Source organism: Flavobacterium mesophilum (assembly GCF_039581405.1).
In the GTDB taxonomy this organism is placed as follows: domain Bacteria; phylum Bacteroidota; class Bacteroidia; order Flavobacteriales; family Flavobacteriaceae; genus Flavobacterium.
Map to the genome: position 1 here is coordinate 401,883 of NZ_JBCPXZ010000003.1, position 17,119 is coordinate 419,001.

Annotated in this window: 10 protein-coding genes; 8 read left to right on the forward strand and 2 right to left on the reverse strand. The window is 36.3% G+C overall.

Going from position 1 to position 17,119, the window contains the following annotated elements:
• The first annotated feature begins 62 nt into the window (after nucleotides 1-62).
• The 4 genes from AAYQ19_RS10725 to AAYQ19_RS10740 all read left to right on the forward strand — a co-directional run bounded on the left by AAYQ19_RS10725 (nucleotide 63) and on the right by AAYQ19_RS10740 (nucleotide 6,327).
• The gene (locus tag AAYQ19_RS10725) at nucleotides 63-416 is read left to right on the forward strand and encodes a hypothetical protein (RefSeq protein ID WP_343536232.1); all 354 of its coding nucleotides are present in this window, start codon (nucleotides 63-65) and stop codon (nucleotides 414-416) included.
• A gap of 162 nt (nucleotides 417-578) precedes the next feature.
• Nucleotides 579-2,786: a TonB-dependent receptor gene (locus AAYQ19_RS10730; protein WP_343536233.1), complete on the forward strand. Its 2,208-nt coding sequence runs from the start codon at nucleotides 579-581 to the stop codon at nucleotides 2,784-2,786.
• A gap of 190 nt (nucleotides 2,787-2,976) precedes the next feature.
• Entirely contained in the window at nucleotides 2,977-5,085 is a 2,109-nt protein-coding gene (locus AAYQ19_RS10735) for a prolyl oligopeptidase family serine peptidase (protein ID WP_343536234.1), read from the forward strand.
• Between the two features lie 249 nt (nucleotides 5,086-5,334).
• On the forward strand, nucleotides 5,335-6,327 hold the full coding sequence (locus tag AAYQ19_RS10740) for a Gfo/Idh/MocA family protein (protein WP_343536235.1): 993 nt from the start codon (nucleotides 5,335-5,337) through the stop codon (nucleotides 6,325-6,327).
• Between the two features lie 258 nt (nucleotides 6,328-6,585).
• Here the strand turns inward: AAYQ19_RS10740 and AAYQ19_RS10745 are convergent, their stop codons facing one another.
• Both AAYQ19_RS10745 and dnaE read right to left on the reverse strand, forming a co-directional pair.
• Nucleotides 6,586-7,551, reverse strand: coding sequence for an outer membrane beta-barrel protein (locus AAYQ19_RS10745; RefSeq protein WP_343536237.1), 966 nt, complete (start codon nucleotides 7,549-7,551; stop codon nucleotides 6,586-6,588).
• Nucleotides 7,552-7,729: 178 nt separating this feature from the next.
• Entirely contained in the window at nucleotides 7,730-12,268 is a 4,539-nt protein-coding gene (gene dnaE / locus AAYQ19_RS10750; protein WP_343536239.1) for a DNA polymerase III subunit alpha, read from the reverse strand.
• Between the two features lie 336 nt (nucleotides 12,269-12,604).
• Here dnaE and AAYQ19_RS10755 point away from each other — a divergent pair, with 336 nt between their 5' ends.
• The 4 genes from AAYQ19_RS10755 (at nucleotide 12,605) to leuD (ending at nucleotide 17,055) form a co-directional block, all read left to right on the forward strand.
• The gene (locus AAYQ19_RS10755; protein WP_343536241.1) at nucleotides 12,605-13,408 is read left to right on the forward strand and encodes an SDR family oxidoreductase; all 804 of its coding nucleotides are present in this window, start codon (nucleotides 12,605-12,607) and stop codon (nucleotides 13,406-13,408) included.
• A 77-nt stretch (nucleotides 13,409-13,485) separates the two neighbouring features.
• A complete protein-coding gene (locus tag AAYQ19_RS10760) occupies nucleotides 13,486-14,406 on the forward strand; it encodes a helix-turn-helix domain-containing protein (RefSeq protein WP_343536242.1) in 921 nt (306 codons plus the stop codon).
• Between the two features lie 550 nt (nucleotides 14,407-14,956).
• Nucleotides 14,957-16,351, forward strand: a complete 1,395-nt coding sequence (gene leuC / locus AAYQ19_RS10765; RefSeq protein ID WP_111376050.1) for a 3-isopropylmalate dehydratase large subunit — start codon at nucleotides 14,957-14,959, stop codon at nucleotides 16,349-16,351.
• A 107-nt stretch (nucleotides 16,352-16,458) separates the two neighbouring features.
• Nucleotides 16,459-17,055, forward strand: coding sequence for a 3-isopropylmalate dehydratase small subunit (leuD, locus tag AAYQ19_RS10770; protein WP_026727052.1), 597 nt, complete (start codon nucleotides 16,459-16,461; stop codon nucleotides 17,053-17,055).
• Nucleotides 17,056-17,119 lie beyond the last annotated feature (64 nt).

Here is a 17,119-nt window from a genome sequence, read left to right on the forward strand (position 1 = left end):
ATCTGCAACAGAAATCAAAAAATGACCCATTTTTTCAATCCGCTTTTATACCTTTGCCTTGCATGAAAAGAAAACAGCTCATATTAAGTGTTTCAATGACGCTGACGATATTGTTTACAATATTGTTTCAGTCGTTGCACAGTTTTGAGCATATTGTAAAACAACTTTCAGAAAAACAATGTCATCACGCTTACAATGATCCGAGTGGTGAAATAACGCATCAGCATCACAATTACGACTTATGTTATGTTTGTAATTTTGCTTTTGGAAGTTATACGGTTGCTGAAGTTTTTTCTTTTCAATTTCACAGTTTTCATAGAGAAATTCCTTATTTCTTTTCATTTTCAGAAAACATTCGCTCGTTTTCAAAAAGCGTTTATTTACTTCGGGGACCTCCTGTTGCTTTAGTTTCTTAGATTTCGATCATTCGAAAAAAATCTTATTTCTTTCAATTTAAAATTCAAATTACATTGAGTTTCCTAGTCCTATTTCAAACAAATCAGGATTAGAATGCTTTGCTGTTTGCTTTGTTTTTTATTTGAAAGAAGAAAATCAATTAACTATAGCATCATTTCCAAATGAAAAAATTAATACTAGCCCTAATTTTGGGGTTCTCGAGCATTCTTTCTGCTCAAAATTCGGTTTCAGGAATTGTTACCGACAATCAAAATCAACCAATTCCTGGCGTTTCTGTATATGCACCAGAACTACATAAAGGAACTACAACTGACGTAAACGGAAAATACGAATTGAACAATCTTCCTAACGGAAGTCTGCGCCTCGCTTTCAACTTTGTAGGTTATGCCAATCAAAATCAAACTATTGCAAAATTATCTAGAGAAAACACACTGAACATTACACTTTTAGAATCGATTATGGAAATGGATGAAGTTGTAGTTTCAACTCCATTCAACAAACTGCAATCGCAAAACGTAATGAAAATTGAGCATGAGAGCATCAAAACATTGCAACAAAAAGGAACATCGACTTTAATTGAAGGTTTGGCTACAATTCCTGGAGTTGCTCAGATTTCGACAGGAACTTCGATAGGAAAACCAGTAATTCGAGGACTTAGTGGGAATCGTGTTTTGGTTTATTCTCAAGGTGTGCGCATCGAAAATCAACAATTTGGTGATGAACATGGTTTAGGTTTAAATGATGCCGGAATTGAAAGTGTGGAAGTAATCAAAGGACCAGCATCTTTATTATATGGTTCAGATGCACTTGGTGGTGTTTTATATTTCAATCCTGAAAAATTTGCTGATGCAGGAACTTTCAAAGCAAATTTCAGCCAAAAATATTTTACCAATACAGAAGGGAGCAATTCATCTATTGGTTTAAAAACTTCTACAGATAATTGGAAATTTCTAGCAAGAGGAAGTTACAATACACATTCTGATTACAAGATTTCTGGCGGTGATCGCGTAACGAATTCACGTTACAATGAAACCGATTTCAAAACCGGAATTGGGTATAGCAATTCAAGTTTTTCAAGTGTTTTAAGATACAATTACAACAAATTGGACATTGGAATTCCAGAAGAAGGAATTGCAGAACAAACTTCAAGCAAGGACACAGAATTTCCGAGACAAGGTATTTTCAACCATTTATTGAGTTTAAACAATGTTGTGTTTTTTGAAAACTCAAAATTAGATGTTGATTTAGGCTATATTTCCAATGACAGAAGCGAATTTGAAGACAGCAACGAGGCTTCGCTTCACATGAAATTGAACACTTTCAATTATAATGCAAAATACCATTTCCCTAAATTCGGAAAAATCGAAACTATTTTAGGTGTTCAAGGCATGCATCAAACGAATACAAATTCAGGAGAAGAATATTTGATTCCTGATGCTACAACTAACGATTTTGGTGTTTTTGGAACTGCAAATTACGAATGGAATAACAGCGTTTTGCAAGCTGGATTGCGCTTTGACAACCGAAACATCAATTCTATCGCACACGGAACAGAGGGCGAAGAGGGTTATTTTCAAGCTTTAGATCGATCTTTTGATAGCTTCAATGCATCTTTGGGATACAAAACAAAATTGGCAGAGCCATTGACCCTTCGCCTAAATGTTGCGTCAGGGTTTAGAGCGCCAAATTTAGCCGAATTGACTTCAAACGGTGTTCATGAAGGAACAAACCGCTACGAAATTGGAAATGCAAATTTAAAAACAGAACAAAACGTTCAGACGGATGTTAATTTGGAATATAAAAACACACATTTTGAATTCTTCATCAACGGATTTTACAATCATGTGAACAATTACATTTACACTTCGCCAACAGGGGAAATTTTAGACAACAATGATGTTTTCGCGTATGTTCAAGACAATGCAAAATTATTTGGAGGTGAGGCAGGATTGCATATTCACCCGCATCCTTTAGATTGGTTGCATTTTGAAACTAGCTTTGAAACCGTAACTGGTAAAAAAGACAATAGTGATTATTTGCCATTGATTCCGGCAAACAACTGGAATAACACGCTTAGAACCGAATTCAATATCAAAAATTGGCTAAGCGAAGGTTTTGCTTCATTGAATGTTTCTTCGACTTTCAATCAAGATAATGTGAGCGGTTTTGAAACGGCTTCTAAAGGTTATACTTTGGTGAATTTAGGTTTTGGAGGAACAGTAAAACTCGGAAAAACTGCTTTTGACGTGAACTTAAACGGAAACAATTTATTTGACAAAAAATACATTGCACACCTTTCAAGATTAAAAACAGACGGTATTCCAAACATTGGAAGAAACATCGTTTTGGGCGTTAATTTCAACTTATAAGATTTTTGTTTAACCGCAAAGAACGCAAGGATTTTTCGCAAAGTTCGCAAAGATTAGAATTGACACAAAGCTTTGCGAACTTTGCGTTTTTATAAAACTTCACATAAATAAAAACTTTGCGTGCTTTGCGGTTAAAAAATCAGCAATCACACAAAAAATGCTATTTTTGTTAAAACCGACAAACTTAAATATGAAAAAAACATTTCTACTAATGGCGATTACAACAGCAGGAATTTCATTTGGACAAAATAAAATTCAATACCCCCAAACCAAAAAAGGCGAAACTGTCGATGTATATTTTGATACCAAAGTAAGCGATCCTTACCGTTGGCTTGAAGATGACAAATCGGCTGAAACTGGAGATTGGGTTAAAGCTCAAAACCAAGTTACTTACGGTTATTTAGATAAAATTCCGTTTCGTGAAGAACTAAAAAAACGAATGGAAAAACTTTGGAACTACGAAAAAATCGGAGCGCCATCTAAAGAAGGAAAATTTACTTATTACTCTAAAAACAACGGACTTCAAAACCAATCTGTTATTTACAGAAAAGATCAAAACGGCAAGGAAGAAGTTTTCTTAGATCCGAATACATTTTCTAAAGACGGAACAACTTCGCTTGGCGGACTTGATTTTTCTAAAGACGGAAGCAAAGCAGCGTATGCAATTTCTGAAGGCGGAAGCGATTGGAGAAAAGTAATCATCATTGATGCGGTTTCTAAAAAAGTACTGGAAGACACTTTAGTAGACGTGAAATTCAGTGGCATTTCTTGGCATGGAAATGAAGGTTTTTACTATTCAAGCTATGACAAACCAAAAGGAAGCGAACTTTCGGCAAAAACAGATCAGCATAAATTGTATTTCCACAAATTGGGAACTTCTCAAAAAGAAGACAAAGTAATTTTTGGTGCCGATCAAAAAAGAAGATATGTTGGTGGTTATGTAACCGAAGACAATCATTATTTAGTGATTTCTGCAGCAAATTCGACTTACGGAAATGAACTGTACATCAAAGATTTGACGAAACCAAATAGCCCGATTGTGACTATTGTTGACAATTTCAACAGTGACAACAGCATCATTGAAAACGAAGGAAGCAAATTGTTCATTGAAACCGATTTTAATGCTCCAAATAAACGTGTCGTAACAGTTGATGCAGCAAATCCGAAACCAGAAAACTGGAAAGATTTTATTAAAGAAACTCAAGATATTTTGTCTCCTTCAACGGGTGCAGGATATTTCTTTGCTAATTATACAAAAGATGCAGTTTCTTTTGTACAGCAATATGATTACAGCGGAAAATTAGTTCGCGAAATCAAACTTCCAGCGGTTGGAACTGCAGGAGGATTTGGCGGAAAAAAGGACGAAAAAATCTTGTACTACAGTTTTACAAATTACACAACACCAGGAAGCATCTATTCTTTTGAACCAAAAACAGGTAAATCTGAAGTTTACCAAAAACCGAAAGTAGATTTCAAAAGCGAAGATTACGAATCAAAACAAGTTTTCTATACTTCAAAAGACGGCACAAAAGTTCCGATGATTATTACGTATAAAAAAGGAACAAAATTAGATGGCAAAAACCCAACAATTCTATACGGTTACGGCGGATTTAATATTAGTTTGACGCCAAGTTTTAGCATTGCAAATGCCGTTTGGATGGAAAACGGAGGCGTTTATGCTGTTGCCAATTTAAGAGGTGGAGGTGAATATGGAAAAAAATGGCATGACGCAGGAACAAAACAACAAAAACAAAATGTATTTGATGATTTTATCGCTGCTGCGGAATATCTAATCGCGCAAAAATACACCTCATCTGATTATTTAGCGATTCGCGGAGGATCTAACGGAGGTTTATTAGTTGGTGCAACGATGACACAGCGCCCTGACTTAATGAAAGTAGCTTTACCAGCAGTTGGAGTTATGGATATGCTTCGTTACAACGCTTTTACGGCGGGCGCAGGTTGGGCTTTTGATTATGGAACCGCTCAGGACAGCAAAGAGATGTTTGAATATTTAAAAGGATACTCGCCAGTTCACAACGTTAAACAAGGAACGCATTATCCAGCAACTATTGTAACAACTGGAGATCATGACGATCGTGTGGTTCCGGCGCACAGTTTCAAATTTGCTTCTGAATTGCAGGAAAAACAAGCAGGAGAAAATCCAGTTTTAATCCGAATTGATGTTAAAGCAGGTCACGGAGCAGGAAAATCTGTTGCGGCTACAATTCAAGAAAATGTAGACATCCAAGCATTTACGCTTTATAATATGGGCTTTACTGCTTTACCGAAAAAGTAAGACTTTAAGCTTAATTTTTTTTAGCCACGAATTCACGAATTATTTTCTGAATATCGTGGCTTTTTTTTGTTTCACGCAGATTCAGCAGATTTTGGCAGATTTAAAATGATTTACTTAAAAAATCTGTGCGCATCTGCTTTAATCATTTTAAATCTGCGTGAAACAAATTAGTGCAATTCGTGTAATTCGTGGCGAACCTTTTTTAAACAATTCATTTCCCTTAAATTTGAGGAACTTAAAACTTAAAACATGAAAATTATAAAATGGGGAATCATTGGTTGCGGAAATGTAACCGAAGTTAAAAGCGGACCCGCTTTTCAGAAAGCTCCAAATTCAGCTTTAGTTGCTGTTATGCGAAGAGACGCAGCCCTTGCTGAAGATTATGCAAAACGTCATAATGTTCCGAAATGGTACTCAAAAGCTGAAGATTTAATTAATGATCCAGAAGTTGATGCTGTTTATATCGCCACTCCTCCTTCTTCTCATAAAGAATATACGATTTTATGCGCCAAAGCAGGAAAGCCAGTTTATGTAGAAAAACCAATGGCTTTGACTTTTGAAGAATGCAACGAAATGATTAGCGCTTGCAAAGAACATAATGTTCCGTTGTTTGTTGCGTATTACAGAAGAGCTTTGCCTCGTTTTTTAAAGATCAAAGAAATTATTGACGAAGGAAAATTAGGAACCATCAGACACGTAAATTGTGTTTTATATCATCCATTTGAGGAACGTTATGATGACGAAATCAATCTTCCTTGGACGGTTTTGCCACATATTTCCGGAGGCGGAATTTTTGTTGATTTAGCCTGCCATACTTTAGACTTCCTAGATTTTGTTTTAGGTCCGATAAAATCAGTTCGCGGACATGCAACTTCTCAATTATTAGCTTATCCTGCTGAGGATTCGGTTTCAATGTCATTTTTATTTGAAAACGGAATTCATGGTTCTGGAATTTGGAATTTTGCAAGTTTTGAGCGTTATGACAATACCGAAATTGTGGGTGATAAAGGAAAAATATCTTTTTCGACTTTTGGGAATGATCCGCTTCATATTCAATATGCAAATGGAGAAAAAGAAAGTATTTTGATCGAAAACCCCCTTCATATTCAGCAACCGTTTATTGAAACTGTTATCGCTGATCTTTTAGACAATGGAACTTCTCCATCTAAAGGAACTTCAGGAGCAAGAACTACTTGGGTTATTGATGAAGTTTTGAAGGAGTTTAGAGAGGCTTCGAAATAGCAGACTTTTAATTGAATTGCCTCCAGCTTTAGCCGGAGGTTAAAATTGATGTAAAATAAAAGGCTTTAGCCGAACTTATTGTTTGGCTAAAGCCTTTTTTGCATTTGAGAATAAAATACCTCCAGCTAAAGCGGGAGGCAATTCACCCTAAAATCTTTGTCAAAGTTTCAAACTTTGACAAAGGTTCGTACTACTAGCAAAAAAAGAGGATATTCTTTCGAATATCCTCTTTTTTAAACTATAAAAAACTTTGGAAAATTATAGGCTGTATTTAACTCCTAAAGTCAAACCTAAACCAGAAATTCCAACGTAAGAACTTAAATCATCTGTAGCTTTTGTGCTGTCAAAACCAGCAGCATTTGTAACTGTACTGTTTGAATTAGCATCAATTGAGCTATGGTAATTAGTGTGGTTAGCAGAATATGAAGCTGTTCTAAATGCAGTCGTAGTATTTAATTTATCTACTCCATTTTCAGTATATTCAGTAGTTTCTTTAGTTTTTCCGTGCACTGTGAAGTTACGATACTCTAACTCAGCAAAAGCTGAAAGATGTTTTCCTAATTTATAAGAAGTACCAATAGCTGCCATAAAACCAACTGTTGCATTTGGTTTTACCACATCTTTTGAATACGCTTTAGTAGCCGCAACTTGATTAGCGCCAGCAAAACTCACATAATCTCTAGTTGTTTCAATATCTAAAGTTCCATGAACTGGAACAATAACTCCAACTTTAGTATATGGTTCAAAACCGTGAGCTTCTCCTAAAAACATTACAAGTGCAGGTGCTAAATCAAAAGCTTTGATTTGTCCTTCTGCAGTAAAACTTACGTAAGTAGCAACTGTTGTATTTGGGTTGTATGAAATAAGTCTGTCAGTTGTTTGAGCCATAGTTTTACTATTACTGATGTAGTAATTAGCAGATAATTCAACTCCTAAACGTGTAGAAAAACGATAACCTCCAGTGATTCCACTTCTGAAACCTTGTCCAAAAGAACCTGTTATACTTTCTCTTGAAACCAATTTATTGTTAGCTAGTGTACCAGCATATACATCTCTATTTGGTTCTTGACCTCCAACAACCGGGAATTCTGTTGAAGCTGTTTGGTTAAAATAAGATCCTCCTAATTTAAAATACCAGCTTTCTGGCTTGTCTGCTTTTTCTGTCTGCGCCATTGTAGCCATAGAGCAAACTAATAATCCTAATAAAAATAGGTTCTTTTTCATAATTCTGATTTAATTAATTTATACAAACTTAGAGTATTTTAACATATTCTTTTAGTCTGTATGGTTAGACTTGGAACGAAATCGTTGTAATTTCGGGCAATATTACTAAAAAAGTATTATGCGTGCATATTTTTAACATTAAAATTTTACATTCCATTAAATTTTAACTGTTAATTTTTTAGTTCAGTTTAAAATTAATCTGCATTTTTTCTAATTCTTGCAACAATTCAGCTGAAATCTTCACCTTTAAACGTCGGCTTGGCATGGTTAATTTGGTGACCACTTTCACCTCTTCAACCTCTTTCATCTCTTTCATTTTAGCTTCTCCAGAAACTGCTTCATTATCGTCATTTTCATCTTCAAAAACTGCATCTTCGCTGTCTTCAAATTCACTTGTCGTTTCGACTTCAACGAGACGTTTGACATTTTCGATTTCCATAATATCAAAACTCACCGTATTGTCCCCTTTGTTTTCACTAAACAAATGACTCAATTTATGAATAAACTCTTCATGAAGATCTTTGATGTCTAGCAATAAAATTAATTTTTTGGCAAATGCTTCCAAAATATCCTGCAACTGTCTAACCTCAACAAATTGCATTCTCGGATCTGTTTTTTTACCTGTATCATGATTCACCCAGCCGTCTTTTATCAAAATCTTAATATAGGCAAAATTGTTCTGAATCAAGAAATGGCGGAATTTCAAATATTCTTCACCAAAAATCTTAAACTCGTAACTTTCATCATAGCCTTCTAAATTGAACGCTGCCCAGCCTTTTCCATTCTTCGCTACACGGTGTTGTACGTTATTAATAATTCCGGCAAACATTAGATTCTTCCCAACATATTCATTCATGTTTTTCAAAGCTTCTAATCTCGAATTGCAGAAATATTTCATCTCAAATCTAAAATCATCAAGCGGATGTCCAGAAATATAGATTCCGACAACCTCTTTTTCTTTTGCCAATTTCTCCATTGTACTCCAGTCTTCACATGGTGGCACAACAGGTTCTGCAATCTGCACTTCACTGGTTTCTCCAAACAAACTTACTTGAGAAGAGTTTTCATTTTCCTGAAACTTAGAGCCGTAACGCATTGCCTTTTCGTAGAACGTAATTCCGTCACCATCATCATGGAAATATTGCGCTCTAGTTGTTCCTTCAAAAGAATCAAAACCTCCAGCTAATGCTAAATTCTCAATCGCTTTTTTGTTGGCAGCACGAAGGTCAATTCGCTTCGCCAAATCAAAAATCGATTTATATCTTCCGTCTTTTCTGTTTTCTACAATCGTTTCTACAGCTCCAGAACCTACACCTTTAATCGCTCCCATTCCGAAACGAACGGCATAATCGTCGTTTACAGTAAATTTATAATACGATTCGTTTACGTCTGGTCCAAGAACCTGTAATCCCATACGTTTACATTCCTCCATGAAGAACGAAACCTGTTTGATATCATTCATGTTATTCGAAAGTACCGCTGCCATATATTCAGCAGGATAATGCGCTTTCAAATATGCTGTTTGGTACGCAATCCAAGCATAACAAGTCGAGTGCGATTTGTTGAAGGCGTAACTCGCAAAGGCTTCCCAGTCTTTCCAGATTTTCTCCAGAATTTTGGCATCGTGACCTTTTGCTGCTGCTTGTTCAACAAACTTCGGCTTCATTTTATCTAGTACGTCTTTTTGTTTCTTACCCATCGCTTTACGCAAGACGTCGGCCTCACCCTTTGTAAATCCTGCCAAAGACTGAGACAAAAGCATTACCTGCTCTTGGTAAACTGTAATTCCGTAGGTTTCTGATAAATATTCGGCGCAGGCATCTAAATCGTATTTGATTTCCTCATCACCATTTTTTCTTCGAACGAAAGACGGAATATACTCCAAAGGTCCCGGACGATACAAGGCATTCATGGCAATTAAATCTCCAAATACGGTTGGTTTCAGATCTTTCATGTATTTCTGCATTCCAGGCGACTCGTATTGGAAGATTCCAACAGTTTCACCTCTTTGGAAAAGCGCATACGTTTCTTCATCATCAATTGGGAAAGTATCTGGATTTAATTCGATTCCTGTTCTATATTTTACCAATTTCACGGTATCTTTTATCAGCGTAAGGGTCTTCAGACCCAAGAAGTCCATTTTCAGCAATCCGGCACTTTCTGCAACCGAGTTATCAAACTGTGTTACATACAAATCAGAATCTTTTGCTGTCGTTACCGGAACGTAATTCGTAATATCCGAAGGCGTAATGATTACCCCGCAGGCGTGAATTCCCGTGTTACGCATCGATCCTTCAAGGATTTTTGCCTGCTGAATGGTTTCTCCTGCCAAATCATCTTCATTGGCAATCGCGATTAATTCTTTTACATTGTCGAATTCGTCCGAACGAAGTGCTTTTTTAACTTCTTCTTCACTTTCCGAAATAAAACGCGCCAAATTCCATTTTGACGGCATCATTCCCGGAATCAATTTCGCAATTCTATCAGCTTCAAATAATGGCAAATCCAGTACACGCGCCGTATCACGAATTGCCGATTTGGTCGCCATTTTACCATAAGTGATAATCTGTGCCACCTGTTTTTGACCGTATTTGTTGATTACGTATTCCATTACACGACCACGACCCTCGTCATCAAAATCGATATCAATATCGGGCATCGATACACGGTCAGGGTTTAGGAAACGCTCAAAAAGTAAGTCGTATTTAATTGGGTCAATATTGGTAATTCCGAGACAGTACGCAACGGCTGAACCCGCTGCAGAACCACGCCCAGGTCCTACCGAAACGTCCATATTTCTAGCTTCGGCGATGAAATCCTGTACGATCAAGAAATAACCCGGATATCCTGAATTCGAAATTGTCATTAATTCAAAATCCAGTCGTTCCTGAATCGATTCGGTAATTTCGCCATATCTTCTTTTCGCACCTTCCATAGTAAGATGGCGCAAGTATTTATTTTCTCCACGAACACCACCATCTTCTTCATCTTCGGGCACCATAAATTCGTCAGGAATTTCGAATTTCGGAAGCAATACATCACGATAAAGTGAATATCCTTCAACCTTATCGATAATTTCCTGAATGTTGATAATCGCTTCTGGCAAATCAGCAAAGAGCTTTTTCATCTCGTCTTGCGACTTGAAATAGTATTCCTGATTTGGAAGTCCGTAACGGTAACCACGACCACGACCAATTGGCGTTGCCTGTTTTTCACCATCTTTTACACACAATAAAATGTCGTGTGCATTGGCATCTTCCTTATTTAAATAATAAGTATTGTTGGTTGCAATTAATTTGACATTGTGTTTTTGAGAAAACTCAATCAGTGTTTTGTTGACACGATTTTCATCTTCCTGATTGTGGCGCATTACTTCCAAATAGAAATCTTCTCCAAATTGTTCTTTCCACCAAATCAAAGCTTCTTCGGCTTGGTTTTCACCAATATTCAAGATTTTACTCGGAATTTCTCCGTATAAATTCCCAGACAAAACCATGATATCGCCTTTGTATTGCTCGACGATTTTACGGTCAATTCTCGGAACATAATAAAATCCGTCAGTATAGGCAATCGAAGCCATTTTTGCCAAGTTGTGATAACCGGCTTTATTTTTAGCCATTAAAACAACTTGATAACCGTTGTCTTTTTTGCTTTTATCTAAGTGGTTGTCGCAGATATTAAATTCACAGCCCACAATAGGTTTTACCTCTGTTTCTGTTGGTTCTTCTCCTGCTTCAACCAATGCTTTATTTTTTCCCGAAGCCGCTTTGTTGTGATTCATAACAGCACTCACAAAGTGGAAAGCTCCCATCATGTTTCCTGTATCTGTCATCGCCACGGCTGGCATTCCGTTTTTAGCAGCAGCTGCAACAATATTTCCAACTCCAATAGTCGACTGCAAAACCGAAAACTGCGTATGATTGTGTAAATGCGCAAATTTTGCTGCTTTGAAATCAGCTTTATCTTCTTCTGAAACAACTGTTTGCTGACCTTCTCCAGCTAAAGCTTTAAGCTGTTCTCTGATTTTATCAGAAGCCGCTTTTAAGTTGATGTGTTTTAAACCAATTAACTTGAATGGCTCCGCATTTCTTTCTTGAAATTCTTTGAAATACTCTTTCGGAACATCTAGCTCTTCTTTGGTAAAAACCTCTCTTCTAACCAATTCCAAGAAACAACGCGTAGTTGCCTCAACATCGGCAGTTGCGTTGTGCGCTTCCGCGAAAGGCTGGTCGAAAAGATAGCTGTGTAATTCGGTCAAAGTCGGAAGTTTGAATTTTCCTCCACGACCTCCAGGAAGCTGTAGTAATGAAGCTGTAACTTCGGTACACGTATCCAGAACAGGCATCGAACTCATTTGAGATTCTACTCCCATTCTATGGAATTCGGCTCCCATAATATTAACGTCGAATCCTAAGTTCTGACCTACAATATATTTGGTTTTGCTTAATGCAATATTGAATTTCTCTAAAACTTCGGCCAAAGTGATTCCATCGGCTTCAGCCAATTCAGTCGAGATTCCGTGAATACGCTCAGCATCGTACGGAATATTAAATCCTTCTGGTTTTACCAAATAATCCTGATGTTCGATAAGCTGTCCCATTTCGTCATGAAGTTGCCAAGCGATCTGTATACAGCGAGGCCAGTTGTCTGAGTCAGTTATTGGGGCATCCCAGCGTTTTGGTAATCCGGTTGTTTCGGTATCGAATATTAAATACATAGAGTTGTAAAAAGTCAAATTTTAAATCCTCAAATTTCATATCTTACATATTGTAAATTATTGACAACATGAAACATAGCAAAATGCGAAATGAAAAATGGAAGGAATTCAAATTTACACTTTTTTTAGGGAAATAATAAAGTGAAGTTGTTAACAAAAAGCACAATTAACATCGTTGTTCTCTAAAATCAAAAACAATGAAATTTCATTCATTTTTTCTTAAAAAACTCCAATTATCCATTTTGGACACTCATTGCTTCAAAATGAACACTTTTAAACTGCAGTGTATGCTGAACTTTGCTTCATCAAATTATAACAATTAAAAAAACAATAATCATGAAAACAATTTTTATCACAGGCGCATCATCAGGTTTAGGAAAAGCAACAGCAAAATTATTCCACGAGCAAGGATGGAACGTTATTGCAACAATGAGAAATCCTGAAAAAGAAACAGAACTTTCTCAATTAAAAAACGTAACACTTTTACCTCTTGATGTGACCAACTTTGACCAAATTCAAGCTACAGTTCAAAAAGCACTTCAATTAAGCGATATTGACATCGTATTCAACAATGCCGGCTATGGTTTAATTGGTCCGTTAGAAAGCCTTTCTGATTCTCAAATCACAAAACAATTAGACACTAATTTATTGGGCGTAATTCGAGTTACAAATGCATTTATACCGTATTTCAGAAAAAGAAAAAGCGGTTCATTTATTTCCACAACTTCTATCGGCGGACTGATTGCTTTTCCTTTAGGATCCATTTATCACGCAACAAAATGGGGACTGGAAGGCTGGAGCGAAAGCATGGCTTATGAACTAAATCCGTTTGGAATAAACATTAAAACCGTTTCTCCCGGAGCAATTAGAACAGAATTCTTGCATGGTTCTCTTGACACAAGCACTTTGCCAGAGTACGAAACAATGACCAATAAAATGTTCGGAAACGTTGACGTTATGTTTGAAATGGCATCGACTCCTGAACAAATTGCCGATGTGGTTTACGAAGCCGCTACAGATGGCAAAAACCAATTAAGATATGTAGCCGGAGAAGACGCAAAAGCACTTTACAAACAAAGATTAGAAGTTGGAGACGAAGTTTTTCGTTCTGAATTTGGCAAGCAATTTTTTGGAGAATAATTTATTTCAGACTAATACTGCTCCCGTCTTCAGATGTTGTGCGGTATTAGTCTTTTAAATTTTCATACTTTTATATCATGGAAAAGAAAAACAATACTCCTGCAAAAATTTCCTCAATCTCGCAGTTTCACGACTTGCTTCGATTGCCAAAACCGCTTCATCCGATGGTGAGTTTGGTAGACAATACGCAATTGGCTATTAATGAAGATATAGCAAACATCGCTTTTTTGCTTGATTTTTATAAGATATCGTATAAGTTTTCTACCAAAGGAAAAATGGGTTACGGTCAGGGTTATTATGATTTCACCGAAGGCGGACTCATGTTTGCTTCTCCTAGTCAATTAATTTTTACCGAAAACGAAGAAGGAGTCGAATATGGCGGTTACACGCTTTTGTTTCATCCTGATTTTATTCGGAATTATCCTTTAGGAAAAAGCATCAAAAAATATGGTTTCTTTTCTTATGACACCAATGAAGCCCTGCATCTTTCAGACAGCGAAAAAACAATTATTATTGGCTTATTAAAAAGCATCGAAAATGAGCTGAATACCGCAATTGACGAAATGAGTCAGGATGTGATTGTTTCTTATATTGATGTGCTGCTGAATTACAGCAATCGTTTTTACAAACGCCAATTTATTACCCGAAAAACCATCAGCCACGATTTATTACTAAAGGTTGAAGAAACGCTGGATAACTATATTAGCAACGCCGAAACTTTGAAAAAAGGATTACCAACGGTAGAGTTTCTGGCTTCGCAAATTAATGTTTCGACTCATTATTTAAGCGATATGCTTCGAAATTTAACCGGTCAAAACGCACAGCAACACATTCATTCTAAACTAATTGAAAAATCAAAAGATTTCTTGATTACGACAAATCTTTCGGTTGCCGAAATTGCTTATCAATTAGGTTTTGAATATCCGCAGTCTTTCAGCAAATTATTCAAAAAGAAAACCAACCTTACTCCATTAGAATTTAAAAACTCATTAAATTAACACAACCGATTCTCTTTTTTTTTGAAAACAAAAGAGATCGGTTTTCTTCTTTTTAGGACTTATTTTTGAGCTCTTATTTCATAAATTTTCATAAAAAATTACCTCTTGGATGTCGTAGTATTTTGCCGTTTTATTGAATCTAAATAACAAGCAAAAAACATCATTTTAAGCTTTTCAAAACCTAAAAATCGCGACCGACGGAAAGAAATCAAAACTAACAATTATTACTATTTTTATTTGTTTTGTTACATTTTTTCAAACAAAAATCTATATTTTATAGCAGTTTTGAGATAAATTTGCAAACTATTAAAATAAAAAACAATGAAGCAGAATTAAATCTGAAAAAGAAAAACAAAGTTAATTTCTAAATCATTTTTCTGTCAAATTTGAAGTTGCAAAAGCCAATTGGCAATTTGTAATTTAGTTTGGGTATCGTATATAATGAAATATTGAAATTGACGCTTTTTTATCTTTTTTTACTTTTGTTTTGCTATTATAATGAACAGGAAATTGCTGTGGTTATAGAAATTACAATTTAAAAAAATAAAAAATGAGTAAGACATTATTTGACAAAGTATGGGATTCACATGTTGTGCGTAAAATTGAAGATGGGCCAGATGTGTTTTTTATTGACCGCCATTTCATTCATGAAGTTACGAGTCCTGTTGCTTTTTTAGGATTAAAATCAAGAGGCGTTAACGTTTTATACCCAGAACGTACTTTTGCAACTGCTGACCACAATACCCCAACTATAAACCAACACCTTCCAGTTCAAGATCCTCTTTCTGCAAACCAGCTGAAAGCTCTTGAAGACAATGCGAACGAATACGGAATTTCGCACTGGGGATTAGGTCACCAAAAAAATGGAATTGTACACGTAGTTGGTCCTGAAAACGGAATTACTTTGCCAGGTGCTACTATTGTATGCGGGGATTCGCATACGTCTACTCACGGTGCTTTTGGAGCTATTGCTTTCGGTATCGGAACATCTGAGGTTGAAATGGTGCTTTCTACTCAATGTATCATGCAACCAAAACCAAAGAAAATGCGTATTAACGTAAACGGGCAACTTAGTAAAGGAGTTGGACCAAAAGACGTTGCGCTTTATATTATTGCTCAATTAACTACTTCTGGAGGAACTGGTTACTTTGTTGAATACGCTGGTGATGTTTTTGAAAACATGACTATGGAAGGTCGTATGACAGTTTGTAACTTAAGTATCGAAATGGGTGCTCGCGGAGGAATGATCGCTCCTGACCAAACTACTTTTGATTTCTTAGAAGGAAGATTATACGCTCCAAAAGGAGAAGCTTGGACTAAAGCTGTCGAATATTGGAAAACGCTAAAAACGGATGCTGACGCTGTTTTTGATGCTGAATTAAACATCAAAGCAGAAGATATCGAACCAATGATTACTTACGGTACCAACCCTGGAATGGGAATTGGTATCACAAAACATATCCCGAATGCTAAAGAAGTTGAAGGTGGCGAGGAAACTTACAAAAAATCTTTAGCTTACATGGGCTTCAACGAAGACGACGTAATGATTGGAAAACAAATCGATTACGTTTTCTTAGGAAGCTGTACAAACGGACGTATTGAAGATTTTAGAGCTTTCGCTGAAATTGTAAAAGGAAGAAAAAAAGCAGACAATGTTACTGCTTGGTTAGTTCCTGGATCTCACGTTGTTGAAGCACAAATTAAAGAAGAAGGAATTTTAGATATCTTGACAGAAGCTGGTTTCGTATTACGTCAGCCTGGATGTTCTGCTTGTTTAGCTATGAACGATGACAAAGTTCCTGCTGGTAAATATGCAGTAAGTACTTCAAACAGAAACTTTGAAGGTCGTCAAGGTCCTGGTTCTAGAACTTTATTAGCAAGTCCAATTATGGCTGCTGCAGCTGCTGTTACAGGAAAACTAACAGATCCTAGAGAATTATTCTAATTCTCGCTATACGCTTTAAGCAATAGGCTTTAAGCAAAAAAAACAATACTAAAAATGCTGTAGAAAAAAGCTTAAAGCTTATAGCCTACAGCCTAAAGCACAGAATAATGGCATACGATAAATTTAATATACTTACAAGCAGCGGCGTACCGTTGCCAATTGAGAACGTAGATACAGATCAAATCATTCCAGCTCGTTTCTTGAAAGCTACAAAACGTGAAGGTTTTGGAGACAATCTTTTCAGAGACTGGAGATATAACGGAGACGATACTCCAAAAGCAGATTTCGTTTTAAACAACCCAACTTACAGCGGAAAAATCCTTGTAGGAGGAAAAAACTTCGGTTCTGGATCTTCTAGAGAGCATGCTGCATGGGCGGTTTACGATTACGGATTCCGTGCTGTAGTTTCTAGTTTCTTTGCTGATATCTTCAAAGGAAACTGTTTAAACATTGGTGTTTTGCCAGTACAAATCAGCCCAGAATTTTTAGCTAATATTTTCAAAGCTATAGAAGCTGATCCAAATACAGAATTAGAAATCAATCTTCCTAACCAAACAATTACTTTATTGTCAACTGGTGAGCAAGAGTCTTTCGCTATTAATGGTTACAAAAAAAATAACCTAATTAATGGTTTTGACGATATTGATTATTTACAAGATATGAAGGAAGATATTAAAGCTTTTGCTGATAAACTTCCTTACTAACAATCAACCAACTAAAAAGCAGTTATCCAAGCTCGACTTTAAAGGTTGACCTGGGTAACTGCTT